This window comes from Nitratireductor soli (genome assembly GCF_001050155.1).
Lineage (GTDB): Bacteria > Pseudomonadota > Alphaproteobacteria > Rhizobiales > Rhizobiaceae > Nitratireductor > Nitratireductor soli.
This window is the reverse complement of sequence record NZ_LFVY01000018.1, coordinates 1-14,425: the sequence shown is the minus strand read 5'-3', so window position 1 is coordinate 14,425 and position 14,425 is coordinate 1. Positions and strand designations below refer to the sequence as shown.

17 protein-coding genes and 1 pseudogene are annotated in these 14,425 nt (G+C 64.0%); 12 read left to right on the top strand and 6 right to left on the bottom strand.

Annotated elements, in window-relative coordinates; genetic code table 11:
• Nucleotides 1–239: 239 nt before the first annotated feature.
• The 9 genes from AB843_RS20290 (at nt 240) to AB843_RS20250 (ending at nt 7,917) form a co-directional block, all read left to right on the top strand.
• Entirely contained in the window at nt 240–1,160 is a 921-nt protein-coding gene (locus tag AB843_RS20290) for a DMT family transporter (protein WP_048648728.1), read from the top strand.
• 95 nt (nt 1,161–1,255) lie between these two features.
• Complete coding sequence (locus AB843_RS20285) at nt 1,256–2,461, top strand: multidrug effflux MFS transporter (RefSeq protein ID WP_048648727.1); 1,206 nt, start codon at nt 1,256–1,258, stop codon at nt 2,459–2,461.
• A gap of 12 nt (nt 2,462–2,473) precedes the next feature.
• Entirely contained in the window at nt 2,474–3,094 is a 621-nt protein-coding gene (gene mobA, locus AB843_RS20280; protein WP_048648726.1) for a molybdenum cofactor guanylyltransferase MobA, read from the top strand.
• Nucleotides 3,091–3,609: a molybdopterin-guanine dinucleotide biosynthesis protein B gene (gene mobB, locus AB843_RS20275; RefSeq protein WP_048648725.1), complete on the top strand. Its 519-nt coding sequence runs from the start codon at nt 3,091–3,093 to the stop codon at nt 3,607–3,609. The genes mobA and mobB overlap by 4 nt, the downstream gene beginning before the upstream one ends.
• Nucleotides 3,610–3,739: 130 nt before the next feature.
• Entirely contained in the window at nt 3,740–4,525 is a 786-nt protein-coding gene (locus tag AB843_RS20270; protein ID WP_048648724.1) for an ABC transporter substrate-binding protein, read from the top strand.
• Nucleotides 4,526–4,709: 184 nt separating this feature from the next.
• Nucleotides 4,710–5,423 (top strand): ABC transporter permease, encoded by a 714-nt coding sequence (locus tag AB843_RS20265; protein WP_048648723.1) that lies wholly within the window; start codon nt 4,710–4,712, stop codon nt 5,421–5,423.
• A complete protein-coding gene (locus AB843_RS20260; RefSeq protein WP_048648722.1) occupies nt 5,420–6,244 on the top strand; it encodes an ABC transporter permease in 825 nt (274 codons plus the stop codon). Before AB843_RS20265 ends, AB843_RS20260 begins: the two co-directional genes overlap by 4 nt.
• 48 nt (nt 6,245–6,292) lie before the next feature.
• Nucleotides 6,293–7,168, top strand: coding sequence for an NAD(P)-dependent oxidoreductase (locus AB843_RS20255; RefSeq protein ID WP_048648721.1), 876 nt, complete (start codon nt 6,293–6,295; stop codon nt 7,166–7,168).
• Nucleotides 7,168–7,917, top strand: coding sequence for a DNA alkylation repair protein (locus AB843_RS20250; protein ID WP_048648720.1), 750 nt, complete (start codon nt 7,168–7,170; stop codon nt 7,915–7,917). Before AB843_RS20255 ends, AB843_RS20250 begins: the two co-directional genes overlap by 1 nt.
• Here AB843_RS20250 and AB843_RS20245 read toward each other — a convergent pair.
• The 4 genes from AB843_RS20245 to AB843_RS20230 form a co-directional block, all read right to left on the bottom strand.
• Nucleotides 7,875–8,366 carry an Lrp/AsnC family transcriptional regulator gene (locus AB843_RS20245; RefSeq protein WP_048648719.1) on the bottom strand — a complete coding sequence of 164 codons (492 nt, stop codon included), beginning with the start codon at nt 8,364–8,366 and terminating at the stop codon, nt 7,875–7,877. The genes AB843_RS20250 and AB843_RS20245 overlap by 43 nt on opposite strands.
• Nucleotides 8,367–8,465: 99 nt before the next feature.
• Nucleotides 8,466–9,089, bottom strand: coding sequence for a uracil-DNA glycosylase family protein (locus AB843_RS20240; RefSeq protein WP_048648718.1), 624 nt, complete (start codon nt 9,087–9,089; stop codon nt 8,466–8,468).
• Nucleotides 9,090–9,098: 9 nt separating this feature from the next.
• The gene (locus AB843_RS20235) at nt 9,099–9,710 is read right to left on the bottom strand and encodes a glutathione S-transferase (protein ID WP_048648717.1); all 612 of its coding nucleotides are present in this window, start codon (nt 9,708–9,710) and stop codon (nt 9,099–9,101) included.
• Between the two features lie 10 nt (nt 9,711–9,720).
• Nucleotides 9,721–10,347 (bottom strand): thermonuclease family protein, encoded by a 627-nt coding sequence (locus AB843_RS20230; protein ID WP_048648716.1) that lies wholly within the window; start codon nt 10,345–10,347, stop codon nt 9,721–9,723.
• A 68-nt stretch (nt 10,348–10,415) separates the two neighbouring features.
• Between AB843_RS20230 and AB843_RS20225 the strand changes: the two genes are divergently transcribed.
• Nucleotides 10,416–11,942 carry a sensor histidine kinase gene (locus AB843_RS20225; RefSeq protein WP_048648715.1) on the top strand — a complete coding sequence of 509 codons (1,527 nt, stop codon included), beginning with the start codon at nt 10,416–10,418 and terminating at the stop codon, nt 11,940–11,942.
• Nucleotides 11,943–11,951: 9 nt separating this feature from the next.
• Here AB843_RS20225 and AB843_RS20220 read toward each other — a convergent pair whose 3' ends face one another.
• Nucleotides 11,952–12,908: a nicotinate-nucleotide--dimethylbenzimidazole phosphoribosyltransferase gene (locus AB843_RS20220; protein ID WP_048648714.1), complete on the bottom strand. Its 957-nt coding sequence runs from the start codon at nt 12,906–12,908 to the stop codon at nt 11,952–11,954.
• A 161-nt stretch (nt 12,909–13,069) separates the two neighbouring features.
• Between AB843_RS20220 and AB843_RS20215 the strand changes: the two genes are divergently transcribed.
• On the top strand, nt 13,070–13,300 hold the full coding sequence (locus AB843_RS20215; RefSeq protein WP_048648812.1) for a DUF1289 domain-containing protein: 231 nt from the start codon (nt 13,070–13,072) through the stop codon (nt 13,298–13,300).
• 3 nt (nt 13,301–13,303) lie between these two features.
• Complete coding sequence (locus AB843_RS20210; protein WP_048648713.1) at nt 13,304–14,002, top strand: retropepsin-like aspartic protease family protein; 699 nt, start codon at nt 13,304–13,306, stop codon at nt 14,000–14,002.
• 131 nt (nt 14,003–14,133) lie between these two features.
• Here AB843_RS20210 and AB843_RS20205 read toward each other — a convergent pair.
• Nucleotides 14,134–14,425 (bottom strand): annotated as a pseudogene (locus AB843_RS20205) (DUF7507 domain-containing protein); the annotation flags it as partial.

Genomic DNA, 14,425 nt, shown 5'->3' with positions numbered 1-14,425 from the left:
CCTTAGCGGTGGCAGTCCCGTGCCTAGTGGTGCGATCCTAACAGATGGTCCCCATCTGTTAGGAAAAATCGCCCCACCAGATCAATAGCTTGTGGGCTGACTTGTCGAAACAGATGGGTACCATCTGTTTCGGTCAGACCACTAGCGGCCAGCGCCAGCGCATTTAAGGCATTGGCCTGATTGCCAATGCCGCCGGGCAACAGTTACGCTCAAGAATCATTCAGCGTCGTGGAGCGTCCTTGCCTCTTTCACCCAATCTGCGCGGTGCGCTCTTCATGTCGGTTGCGATGGCCGTCTTCACCATCAACGACGCGTTGACCAAGCTCATCTCCGTGTCGATGAACATGGGCCAGGTGATGCTCATCCGCGGCATCATGGCAACGCTGCTGATCGGCTTCCTGGCCTGGCGCTGGGGCGCCTTCGTCCGGCCGCGCTCCATGCTTCACCCGATGATCGGCCTGCGCGTCCTTGGCGAGACCGGCGCCACCATCTGCTTCCTGGCGGCGCTGAAGAACATGCCGATCGCCAACATCTCCGCCGTGCTGCAGGTCCTGCCGCTGACGGTGACGATGGGCGCGGCATTCTTCCTCTCCGAGCCGGTCGGCTGGCGGCGCTGGAGCGCCATCATCGCCGGCTTCGTCGGCATCCTGATCATCATCCGCCCCGGCTTCGATGGTTTCAACGCCTACTCGCTCTACGGGCTCGCCGCCGTCACCTTCGCCACCATGCGCGACCTGACGACGCGCCGCATCCCCGACAATGTGCCGACAGCGCTGATCTCGACCGCCACATCGGCTGCCGTCACCCTGGGAGGCGCGCTGCTCATCGTGCCCTATGGCGGCTGGTCGCCGATGGACGGCATGTCGTTCGGCATGCTGGCCATAGCCGCGCTCTGCGTCGTCTGCGGCTATCACTTCATCATCCAGGCGCTGCGGGTCGGCGACCTGTCCTTCATTGCGCCGTTTCGCTACATGGCGCTGTTGTGGGCGCTGGCGCTCGGTTTCCTGCTGTTCGGCGACAGGCCCGATCTGCCGATGATCGTCGGTGCGACAATCGTCGTCTGCTCCGGCCTCTACACGCTGTATCGCGAGCGTTTCCGCGGCAATCTCAAGCCGGCGGCAAAGAGCACCAGCCCAAGCATGGCGCCGGAAGGAACCTGATCGAGCGACCGGTTCACTTGGCATGGCCGGCCAACTCCCGGTTTGACTTTGCGCCTCGGACGAGGTTGTTGATGCGGCAACATTTCTAGGACACAATGGCAAATCCCCTGCTCGACCGAACCACGCCCCCACACATACTGACGCTTGTCGTCGCGACCGCGACGGCTGCCGTATCGATGAATGTGTTCCTCCCGTCCCTGCCGGGTATGGCGGTCTATTTCAATGCGGATTATGGCGTCGTCCAGCTCGCCGTCTCGCTCTATCTGGCGGCAACGGCGATCCTTCAGCTCGGCATCGGCCCGGCTTCCGACCGGTTGGGCCGGCGGCCGGTGATGCTTGTCTGCTTTGCCATCTTCATCCTCAGCACCATCGCCGCCCTCGCCGCGCCGAACATCACGGTCTTCCTGGTCTGTCGCGTGCTGCAGGCGTTTTCAGCCGCCGGCATGGTACTGTCGCGCGCCATCGTGCGCGACACGGTCGGTGCGGACGAAGCGGCCAGCCGCATCGGTTACATCACCATGGGCATGACGCTGGCGCCGATGATCGGCCCGTTGATCGGCGGCATCCTCGACGAATTATATGGCTGGCACGCGACCTTCTACCTGATCCTCGCTTTCGGCGTCATCTCCTTCACCGTCGTCTATCTCGACCTGGGAGAGACCAATCACAATCGCTCAGCGAGCATGACATCGCAATTGAAGCACTACCCCGAATTGTTCCGCTCGCGCCGCTTCTGGGGCTACACCGCGACGGCGGCGCTGGCCTCCGGCGCCTTCTTCGCCTTTCTCGGCGGCGGCCCCTATGTTGCGACGACCATGCTGAATCTGACGCCGTCGGGCTACGGCCTGTATTTCGTTCTGATCTCGGTCGGTTACATGCTGGGCAATTTCCTGTCCGGCCGTTTTTCGCGCACCTTCGGCATCAACCGCATGATGCTGGCCGGCAACATCACCGCGGCCCTCGGCCTGATTTTGTCGCTGGCCCTCTTTTCGGCCGGTTATTTCCATCCCCTGTCGCTGTTCGGGCCGTCCATGTTCGTCGGCATCGGCAACGGCATGACCATGCCGAACGCCAATGCCGGCCTGGTCAGCGTCAGGCCGCATCTGGCCGGCACGGCATCCGGGCTGGGCGGTGCGCTGCAGATCGGTGGAGGCGCCGCACTTGCGGTGGTTGCCGGGGCGTTGCTGACGGCCGAGTCCGGTCCCTTTCCGCTGCTTTGGGTGATGCTGATTTCATCGTCGCTGGCGGTTGTCGCCTCGCTCTATGTCATCCGCGTCGCGCGCCAGGCGGGCGATATCTGACGGGAGCGCACCATGGTCACCACCATTGCCGGCGTGATTCTCGCGGGAGGCGAAGCAACCCGCCTTGGCGGTGGCGACAAGGGGTTGGCAAGCATCGGCGACGCGACGCTTCTCGAACTTGTCGCGGCGCGCCTCGCTCCCCAGGTCACGCATGTCGTCCTCAATGCCAATGGCGACCCGCACCGGTTCGCCTCCTTTGGTCTTGAAGTCATTGCCGACCCGCTTCCCGAGCGTCTCGGTCCGCTTGGCGGCATTCTGGCCGGCCTGCGCTGGGCAGCACGGCAAGAATCGCTGACCCACATCGTTACCGTTGCCGCCGACACGCCCTTTTTCCCTGCCGATCTGGTCACCCGTCTTGGCGTGGCGGTTGTCGATGCGCAAGACATCGCGCTGGCCCGCTCGATGGGCCGGGTGCATCCGGTGTTCGGTCTCTGGCCGACGGCGCTTGCCGACGATCTCGCCGCCCACATCGCCGAAGGTGGAAAGCGGCGCGTGACCGCCTATGCCGGCGAGCGCCGCCGCGTCGCGCTGGTCGATTTCGCCGCCGACGGCGAAATCGACCCGTTCTTCAACATCAACACGCCGGGCGATCTGGCCAAGGCCCGCACCATGGTGCGAAGGGAGAAGGAATGAGCCATCGCGTCTTCGGCATTGTCGGCTGGAAGAACTCCGGCAAGACCACCTTGACCTCCCGTCTCATCGCCGAGATGACCCGGCGCGGATTGCGCATCGCCGCGCTGAAACACGCTCACCACGCGTTCGACATCGACCATGAGGGCACGGACTCGTTTCGCCATCGCAGCGCCGGAGCGGCCGAGGTGGCCATTGTCTCCAGCCGGCGCTGGGCGATCATCCATGAACTGCAGGAGGCCGAGGAGCCGGACCTCGAGACGATGCTCGCGCGCCTGTCGCCCTGCGACCTCGTCCTGGTCGAAGGATACAAGCGCGGCCGCCATGCCAAGATCGAGTGCCGTCGCCGCGACGCGAAAGACAGCGCCTCCCTGGCGGCAGGCGATCCCGCCATCGTGGCCGTAGCGGCCGACCACGACGCCGACAGCGGCGGGCTGCCGCGTTTCGCACTCGACGATATCGAGGCGATCGCCGATTTCATTCTTCACCAAACCGGACTGGCGAACACAACCGCATAGCCCATCATCGCACTGGATCACGAAACCTTTACGGTTGCAATTCTGCGCGAAACGATGGGAATATCCGGTTTCAAGTCCCGTCCCAAGGCTCCAGCCCGGCGACGGAGAAGAATAAAAGAGAGGAACACGAATGCGTATTTCAAGGCGTATCGCGCTCGCGCTGCCGGCAGCGGCTTTGGCCCTGGCCGTGGGAGCGGCAAATGCCCAGGACACGATGAAGCTGAAGATCGGCACGGAAGGCGCCTATCCGCCCTTCAACAATCTGACGGCTGACGGCACGCTGGAAGGTTTCGATGTCGATATCGCCCGGGCGCTTTGCGAGGAGATGAAGGCCGATTGCGAGTTCGTCACGCAGGATTGGGACGGCATCATCCCTGCCCTGCAAGCCGGCAAGTTCGACGCCATCATCGCCTCCATGTCGATCACCGAGGACCGCAAGAAGGAAGTCGATTTCACCGACAAATACTACAACACGCCGCCAGCCATCGTTGCCCCGAAAGACTCCGACATCAAGGGCGTCACCAAGGAAGACCTGGCCGGCAAAACCATTGGTGCGCAGGGCTCGACCACCCATTCGACCTATGCCGAGCAAACCTTCGCCGACAGCGACGTAAAGCTCTATCCGACGGCCGAGGAATACAAGCTCGACATCATCAGCGGCCGTCTCGACGCGGTCATAGACGATGTCATCGTGCTCGAGGAATTCCTCAAGAGCGATGAAGGCGCCTGCTGCAAGCAGATCGGCACCGTCACGCCGGTGGAGTCCATCTATGGACCCGGTATCGGCATCGCCATTCGCAAGGGCGAGGACGCGTTGCGCGAAAAGCTCAATGCCGCCATCACAGCCATCCGCGCGAACGGAAAGTACAAAGAGGTCAACGACAAGTATTTCTCCTTCGACGCCTACGGCGACTGAACGGCAAGACTATGTCCTGAGCAGAACCTCACGCAGGCGGCCCGATACAGCGCGGCCGCCTGTTGTGCAAGGGAGCCCAGCCGCACGGAAAGACAATGAGATAGAGCGTCCTTTGTGCGTCCGGATAGATGCATGAAGGAGGCTTCAGCAACCCCGGGAACGAGCCCGGATGGGGAATTCGGCGATGGAAAGGGTCTTGACCCTGTTGAGCTTCGGCCCGGAAGGCTGGGGCGACGATATCGCGGCGGGCGTCGTGGTGACGGTCTCGCTGGCGCTTGCCACCCTGCCGCTTGGATTGGTCATCGGTTTTTTGATTGCGCTCGGCAAACGGTCAAGCGACCGTTACCTGCGGCTGGCGGCGAACATCTACACGACCCTGTTTCGCGGCCTGCCGGAACTCCTGACGCTGTTCCTCGTGTTTTACGGTGTGCAGATCGGCTTGCAGCGCCTGCTGCACCTGTTCGATCCGACAGCCAACATCGAGGTCAATGCGTTCGTCGCCGGCATGGTGGCGTTGGGCGCGGTGTTCTCCTCCTATGCCAGCGAGGTGTTTCTGGCCGCCTTTCGCGCCATCCCGCAGGGGCAGTATGAGGGCAGTATCGCCGTCGGCCTTTCCAGCTTGCAGACCATGCGGCTGATCATCCTGCCGCAGCTCGTGCGCCTTGCCCTGCCCGGCCTGTCCAATCTGTGGCTGATCCTGCTCAAGGACACCGCGCTCGTCTCCGTGATCGGCCTTGCCGACATTCTGCGCCAGAGCGGCATCGCCGCACGCGTGACCAAGGAGGCCTTCCTCTTTTTCGGCATTGCCTGCCTGATCTATCTGGTTCTGGCCATGCTCTCTTCCATCGTCCTCAACGCCATCGAACGCTGGACCGAACGCAGCGGGGTGTCGCGATGAGCGCCGAACAGACCCTGACGGTCGACCGACCGCCCGTCGAGAAACCCCGCTGGACGCATCAGCGCACCATCGGCGTCGTTCTGTTGTGCGTCTGGGCGGCCCTTGCGCTCGCCGTGCTGGTCTTCATGGTCGATGCATGGGATCCGGCGATCTTCCAGCGCTATCTGCCACGCTATTTGTCGGGCCTGTGGATCACCGTCAAGCTGGTCGTCGTCTCGGTGCTGCTCGGCGCCCTCCTGTCGATCCCGATTGCCTATGGCCGCACCTCGCGCAACGGCATCGTCTCGGCGATTGCCTATGCCTATGTCTACTTTTTCCGCGGCACGCCGCTCCTGGCCCAGACCTTTCTCGTCTATTACGGGCTCGGCTCGTTCCGCCCCGAACTGCAGGCCGTCGGGCTTTGGACCTTCTTCCGAGAGGCCTGGTACTGCGCCGTCTTCGCCTTCACGCTGAACACCGCCGCCTATCAGGCGGAAATCCTGCGCGGCGCCATTGAAAGCGTCAGGCGCGGCCAGTGGGAGGCAGCCGCGGCACTTGGCCTGTCGAAGCTGCAGACGATCCGCAAGATCATCATTCCGCAGGCGATGATCGTCGCGTTGCGCCCCTATGGCAACGAGATCATCCTGATGATCAAGGGCTCGGCCATCGTCGCCATCATCACCATCTACGATCTGATGGGCGAGACCCGGCGCGCCTATTCCCAGACCTTCGATTTCCAGACTTACATCTGGGCCGCGGTCATCTATCTTGCCATGGTCGAGGTGCTGCGCAATCTGGTCGACTGGATCGAGCGCCGCATAACGCGCCATCTGAAGCGCTGAATCCGGCCAGCGGCCAATAGCGCGAAACCATCAGGAGAATTATACCGAATGTCAGAAGTCGCATTCATCGGGCTGGGCGTCATGGGATATCCGATGGCAGCCCATTTGCAGAACAAGGGCGGCCACAAGGTCACCGTCTACAACCGCAGCGCAGCCAGGGCCGAGCAATGGGTCGCGGAGCATGGCGGGCAGAAGGCGGCAACCCCGATGGAAGCCGCGCGCGGCAAGGATTTCGTCTTTGCCTGCGTCGGCAATGATGACGATCTGCGCTCCGTGACGCTCGGTGAACAGGGCGCGTTCCATGGCATGGAAAGCGGCTCCGTCTTCATCGACAACACCACCGCCTCCGCCGAGGTGGCACGCGAATTGGCCGGCGAAGCGCAGGAGCACGGCTTCGGCTTCATCGACGCTCCGGTTTCCGGCGGCCAGGCGGGCGCCGAAAACGGTGTGCTGACGGTGATGTGCGGCGGCACACAGGACGTGTTCGACAAGGCCAGGCCCGTCATCGAAGCCTATGCGCGCATGGTCGGCCTGATGGGACCGGCCGGCGCCGGCCAACTCACCAAGATGATCAACCAGATCTGCATTGCCGGTCTGGTCCAGGGGCTCGCCGAAGGCATTCATTTCGGCAAGAAGGCCGGCCTCGACATCGAGAAGGTCATCGATGTGATCTCCAAGGGCGCGGCAGGCTCCTGGCAAATGGAGAACCGCCACAAGACCATGAATGAGAGCCGCTACGATTTCGGCTTCGCCGTCGACTGGATGCGCAAGGATCTCGGCATCTGCCTGGCGGAGGCCGATCGCAACGGCGCCAGCCTGCCGGTCACCGCCCTCGTCGACCAGTTCTACAAGGACGTGCAGGCCATGGGCGGCGGCCGCTGGGACACGTCCTCGCTGCTCGCGCGCCTGGCGCGCCGGACCTGATGGCGCCGGAGCTATCGAACGCCTCCTCCGCTGTGGAGATCGTTGTGCATCTGCAAGGCCTTCGTTCGGCCATGACGGCCGCCGAAATGGCGCGCTTCGGCATTCGCACCGAGTCGGCCCTCGGCATCTCCAATCCCGATCTGCGGAAAGTCGCCCGCCAGATCGGCGGTGACGGCGCCAGGGCACAGGCCCTGTGGGAGACCGGCATCCGGGAAGCCCGGATTCTGGCGCTCTACACCACCGAGCCCAACCGGTTGACGGCCGACACCGCGCGGCACTGGGCGGCCGATTTCGATTCGTGGGAGATCGTCGACGCGGCGGCGGACCTGTTCTTGAAAGCGGAGCTGGGCGCAGAATTGATACCGGAATTCGCCGAGGATGAGCGCGAATTCGTACGCCGCGCGGCATTCGCCATGATCGCCGGCGCCGCCGTTCACCTGAAGAAGGAACCCGACGCGACGCTGCTCGGCTTTCTGCCGCTGATCGAGCGCCACGCGGCCGACGGGCGCAATTTCGTCAAGAAGGCGGTCAACTGGGCTCTGCGCAACATCGGCAAGCGCAGCCCGGCCTGCCACGGTCCGGCACTGGCGCTCGCCGAAGCGCTCGCAGCTTCCCAGGACAAGACGCAACGCTGGATCGGCAAGGACGCCGTGCGCGAACTGACGGCCGAAAGGACGCTCGCCCGGATCGGCGGCCCACGGCGGGATCAGGCAGCGGAGGAACCGGATTCCTTGTCGAGCACCAGGTAATCCAGCGGCAATTCGGTCGTGTACTTGATCTGCTCCATGGCAAACGTCGATGACACGTCGCGGATCTCGATCTTGGCGATCAGCCGTTTGTAGAAGCCGTCATAGGCGGCAATGTCCGGCACCACCACACGCAGCAGATAGTCGACATCACCGCTCATGCGGTAGAACTCGACCACTTCGGGAAACTGCTGGATCACCTCGGAAAAGCGCTTCAGCCACTCATGGCTGTGCATGTTCGTGCGGATCGACACGAACACATTCACCTTGGCGTTGACCCTTTCAGGATCGAGCACGGCGACGCGCCGGCGAATGACGCCCTCTTCCTCGAGTTTCTGAATGCGCCGCCAGCAGGGCGTCGTCGAAAGCCCGACCTTTTTCGCCACATCGGCTACGGCGAGGGTCGAATTTTCTTGCAACAGGCGCAGGATCTTGCGGTCGAGGCGGTCCATGATGAGCTCCGAAGAAAATGATTTCCTAAAATGCCAGCGGCACGCGGCCAGAACAAGAAATATTTTTCTTCAGAAGGCAAAATTCCGGTCGAATAACCCTCATTCAGCGATCAAATGCCGTTGAATTTCCTCCCGCAGAACCGGCAGCAGGTCGCGTTCGAACCAGGGATTCTTCTTCAGCCAACCGGTGTTGCGCCAGGATGGATGCGGCAAGGGCAGGACGCGCGGCTCTGCCCCGCTGTCGAACAGCCGCCGCCAGTCGCGCACCGTCTCGGTGAGTGTGGCCGAACGCGCATCGCCCAGGTGCCAGGCCTGCGCGTACTGGCCGATCACCAGCACCAGCGCGATCTGCGGCATCAGCCTCATCAGTTCGCTGCGCCAGGCGGGCGCGCATTCCTTGCGTGGCGGCAGGTCGCCGCCCTTGGCGTCGAGGCCAGGAAAGCAGAAGCCCATGGGTGCGATGGCGAAGCAATCGGGGTTGTAGAAGGTCGGCCGATCCACCTGCAGCCAATCGCGCAACCGGTCGCCGGAACGGTCATCGAACGGGATACCCGAAGCATGAACCCGGGTTCCGGGCGCCTGTCCGGCGATCAGGATTCGCGCCCGGCGCGATGCCACCACCACCGGCCGCGGCTCATGCGGCAAGGGCTTGCCTGCGGGTTGCTCGACGCAGATGCGGCAGGCGCGAATGCGCGACAGGAGCTGGTTCAGCGGCGGCTCCATGAGAAGCGCCTAAGCCTTGGCGCTCGGGCGGCCGGACACGGCGTGATACCAGCGCGCCAGATGGGCGAGCCCGTCGGGGACCGTCAGTTTCGCCGGTTTCATGAAATCGATGCTGACGAGACCCGTAATGTCGGCGACCGTATAATCATCGCCGGCAACGAATGGCCGATCCGCCAGTTCTCCATCGAGGAATTGCAGGAACTCCATGACTTTCGGCTTGTTGGCCTCGCCCCAGGCCGGCACCTGCGGCACTTCCCACTCCTGCATCGCCGGGTGCAGATGGCGAAACACCTGCGCCACTGGCATGAAAAGATGCATTTCCATCCGCCGTTGCCACATCTCCACCAGCGCCGTGCCGAGCGCGCCCTTGCCGAACAGCGGCGGCTCCGGATGCAGCGCCTCGAAATAGCGGCAGATGGCGATCGTCTCGGTCAGGACGGTTCCGTCATCCAGCTCGAGCACCGGCAGGCGCCGCAACGGATTGCGTTTGGTCAGCGCCTCGGATCGATGCCCCATGGCGCCCATGTCCACCGGTTGCAGCGGAACCTCGATGCCTTTCTCGGCCAGAAAGATGCGCACGCGGCGCGGGTTCGGCGCCCGGCCGCCGTCGAACAGTTTCATCGGATGATCCTCATTGCTCGTTCCCCGACAGATTTCCGAACAGGCGCCGGAACAGGCTTTTGGCGAGATTTAACGCCCGCCCGAGCAGATCGGCCTCCTCCGCCCCGGCCGTCTCTCCGTGCTGCGCGCGCCAGTCGCGCGGCGCGTCGAAGGCGCCATCCCACATGCCCTTGCGCGCGCGGCGCGCCTCTGCCTCGACATCGTCATAATCGCCATAGGCGACGGCCCAACCGGCCTCGACCAGCGCCCGGCCGACATCCGTGCCGTTCACGCTGCAGACAGCAAGCAACCGGTCATAACGGTCCCGCTCATGCCCCTGACAAGTCACCGGTCCGTTGCTGGCCAGCCTGCGCAACATGTCGCGCGCCTGCCGGCCGCAGGCATAGGTCACGCCCTGCCGACTGCACGTCTGCGTATATTCCGGCGCGTCGAGCCCCTTCAGCCGGATGCGTTCGCCTGACAGGGTGATCGTGTCGCCATCGTGCACCGTAACGGCGCCCGACAGGCTGAGCGTGTTCGACCGGTTGAGGCGCTCGATCGCCAGCGCGACCGCCGCCAGGACGCACAGCGCCAGAAGCATGTCCCACAAGCCCCCGAACCGGCGTCGCCCGCGTTTCCTGAAACGGCGGCGACTCATCTGCTGAAGGGTCTCTTAATCATTCCTTGATAGCGTCATAGGCGAATAGCGGGAATTCATAACAGGTGATGGTGCCGCAACCTTCAAAAACGGCCGACAAGTTCATTGTGGACCGCACCAAGCCGCATCGCAACAGCAATGTCGGCCGGGCCGTGCGCCGCACGCGCGACCGGCTGTCGCAAACCGCCGGCAATCCCGATTTCGACCGCGACATGCTGAAGATCCATGCCCGCGCCATTCTGCAAAGCGCGCCCGCCCTGCCGGTTCTCGCCATCGCGCTTTGCCTGGCGGGCTTTTACATCGGGATGGACGAGCAGATCGCCTTGTGGGCGCTTGCCGCGACCCTTTGCTATGCGCCGCTCTATCTCGTCGCACGGCGCATCGCAAATCGCGGCCGCAATGAAATCGAAGTGACCCGCACCCGTCATTGGCTGTTTCTGGCGCATTTCGTCAGCGGTCTCGGCTGGGCCTACTTCGTTACCTTGCGCTGCGGGGATTGCGGCATCACGCAGTTTCCGGCACTGCAGGCGGCTGTGCTCCTTTCGGTGATTGCCGCAACGGCGATGATCACCGCAGCACTTGGCGGCGCCCTGGTCGCCGCCTTCGCCGCTCCCGTCTGCCTGTTCGCGCTCGGCATCTCCGGACAGCCCGTGCCGGCCTATGCCGCAATGGCCGTGCTGCTTGCCGCGTCTCTTCCGTTCTTTGCCTATGTGGCCCATCATCGAAACCGGGCCGCCTTGACGCTGCTGTCCTTCAACAGCGAGAAGGTCGGCCTGATCGGCGAGTTGGAGACGGCGAAATCCATGTCCGACGAGGCGCGCCGCCGCGCCGAGGAAGCCAACCTTGCCAAGTCACGCTTCCTGGCCTCGATGAGCCATGAACTCAGGACGCCGCTCAACGCCATCCTCGGCTTCTCCGAAGTGATGGCCAACCAGGTCCTGGGCCCGCTCGACAACCCGACCTACCGCGACTATGCCGGCGACATCCACGATTCGGGCCAGCACCTCCTGAACCTGATCAACGAGATTCTCGATCTCTCGCGCATCGAGGCCGGCCGCTACCAGCTCAACGAAGAACCACTGTTTCTCGCGCCGGTCGTCGAGGATTGCTGCCGGCTGATGGAACTCAAGGCGCGCAGCAAGAACATTCGCCTCACCCAGCAGATGGAGCCGACCCTGCTGCGGCTGTTTGCCGACGAGCGCGCCATCCGCCAGATCACCCTCAATCTGCTCTCCAATGCGGTGAAGTTCACGTCGAGCGGCGGCGAGATCCGCATCCGCGTCGGCTGGACCGCCGGCGGCGGGCAATATCTGTCCATCAAGGACAATGGCCCTGGAATACCCGAGGACGAGCTCGCCATCGTGCTGTCCGCGTTCGGCCAGGGGTCGATCGCCATCAAGAGCGCCGAACAGGGCACCGGGCTTGGTCTGCCGATCGTTCAGGGACTGGCCGAATTGCATGGCGGCGTGTTCGAATTGAAGTCGAAGCTGCGCTCGGGAACGGAGACCGTCGTGGCCTTTCCGCGCGCGCGCGTCATGGAGGAGTTGCCCGCCATGCCGCCGGAGAAGAGAACCGCCTCGGGCGGGCGGCGCTGAAGCATCGGTCTAGGCAAGGCGCCGGGCGATTTCCGCCACGCCGCCAGCCAAGACGGCAGCCGATTTGACCATTGCGGCGGCCAGCGCCGCGGCGCAGCCTTCGCCCTGCGTCAGCCCGAAGTCCAGCAACGGCTCGAGCTCCAGCCGTGCGGCTGCCTGCTTCGCTGCAAAGCTGTCGGCACCGGCCAGCAGGCAATGGGAAAGCGCCCCCGGCGCCAGGCCGTGCAAGACCGCCGCCGCCGCCAGCGCCGGCAAGCCGTCGAGCACGACAGGTATGTTCTGCGCCCGCGCCGCCAGGATCGCCCCTGTCAGGGCGGCAATGTCGCGGCCGCCCAGCCGGCGCAGCACTTCGAGGGGATCGTCCAAATGACCGGCGTGACACGCCAGCGCGCCGGCAATCGTCTCGCCGGCAAAAGCGCCGTCACACGAGCCGTAAAGCGCCGCAAGGACGGCGCCCGCGGCCATGTCCGCCTGCACCCCCAGAGCACCGAGGCAGAGCAGATCGCCACCCTCCGCCGTCGCCTCCATGCCGAAGGCGATGGTGGCCGCACAGCCCCGTTCGTCGAGAGCCGCTTCAACGGCGATGTCGCCCGACGGCATGTCGAGCGCCAGGTCGAAAACGTTCAGCGACAGATCATTGGCAACGCATAAATGGGAAACCGCCGCCGCACCCGCCGCGACCGCATCGACGCGCGCGCGCTGCGCCGCCAGCACATCGTCCTCGCCGGCTGAAAATCCGTGCGTGGCGGCATAGAGCGCCACGCCCGCCTGGCCGATCAGCGGCGGCACGCGGCCGCGCGTTGCGGCAAGCCAGAGTGCCAGCGTTTTGAGGCGCCCAAGTTCGTCTCCGCCGTAGCCCGCTTTGGCAAACGCCTTTGCCATATCCGCCGCCGCAGCCTGGTCCGGCCCCCTGACCTGCTGCAGCAGGCCGCGCACATCGTCGAATGGCATTCCCGAAACGGTCATGGAAGAAAAGTTCCCGATTGGAGACGGGCAACGGCATAACGGGCAGGCGCGCCCGACGCAATGGCTTCGGCCGAAACGGGCGAAGAGACCCGTCCGTGACGCAAATCCCCTTGCGTATGGCCGGCGGATATCCCATGTCAGGCCAAACGGCTGGACGGATCATGGCTGAAATCGAATCTCCCTGCATCCTCGTGTGCTCCATCGATATGAAGACCGGCTATTGCTTCGGCTGCGGCCGCACGCGCGAGGAGATCGCCTCCTGGCTCACCATGCAGCCGGGCGAGCGCCACGCGGTCATGGAGGCGCTGGCGGCACGTCTCGAAACGGTCGAGCGGCGTCCGCGGCGCGAGACCAGGCGCGCGCGGCTTGCCCGCATGCGCACGGGCGGCTGACCGATGCGGCTGTTCTGGGTCATCATGGCGGTGCTCGGCGGCGGATTGATCCTGCTCGTCGCCAATCATGATTCCGGCAGCGTCCTCGGCATCGAGAACACGGCCTTCGCCCGCACCTTGTATCTTGGCGTGTGGGCTTCGGTGCTCGTTATTGGCCTGCTTGGCTCGGGCATGCATTTCGGCCAGATGGCCCGATCCCTGGCGTTCTGGGTGCTTGCCATGCTCGCCCTCGTCGCCGTCTATCAGTATCGCTACGAGTTGCAGGATGTTGCCGCCCGCATCACCGCCGGCCTGGTGCCGGGCAGCCCGATCTCCCTTGCCGACGACGCCGGTGCCCGGGTTTTCGTGGACCGGTCCTCGGGCGGGCATTTCGAGGTGCTTGCCGATATCAACGGTGCGTCGTTGCGCATGCTGATCGACACAGGCGCGAGCAGCGTGGTGCTGTCGGCCGAGGATGCACTTCGTTCCGGCTATGACGTCCAGGCTCTCGACTTCCGCATCCCCGTATCGACGGCCAATGGTATCACCATGGTGGCCGCGGTGCGGGCCGGTGAAATCCGCGTCGGATCGATCATCCGCCACAATGTGCAGGTGCACGTCGCCCAGCCGGGGCGACTTGCCCAAAGCTTGCTCGGCATGAGTTTCATCAACACGCTGTCAGGATTCGACCTGCGCGGCGACCGGATCATCCTCAGGGATTAGAGCGCCGTGCGTCCATTTGGACGCTACACAAGGACGCTCTAACGTTTTCAATCTATGCATCGACCCGGTCGACAGCCCTGCAAGCGGCACGCTCGTTTCCACGCCTGCTGCTCAACATTCCCAGTCCCGGCCTATTTGTAGATCGGACGCGTCTTTCTTGCGATCCGCCGCTTCGTCTCGATCCTGGTCTCGATGTCGAGGCGGTAGCGGCCGCCGATACTGCGCCATTCCTCGGCGATCTGTCGCTGCAGGAGGCCGATGCGTCGACGCGCCAGCGCTTTGCTGCCGCTTTCCTCGGTATAGACCATTCGCAGTATTGACGGTTCCTTCTCCAGAATTGCCATCAACTGCACGAGTTGCATCTGCCATTCGGGCCGCAGGGCATACAGTCCCTCCTCGAACGCCTCGCTTGTCAGGTCGAGC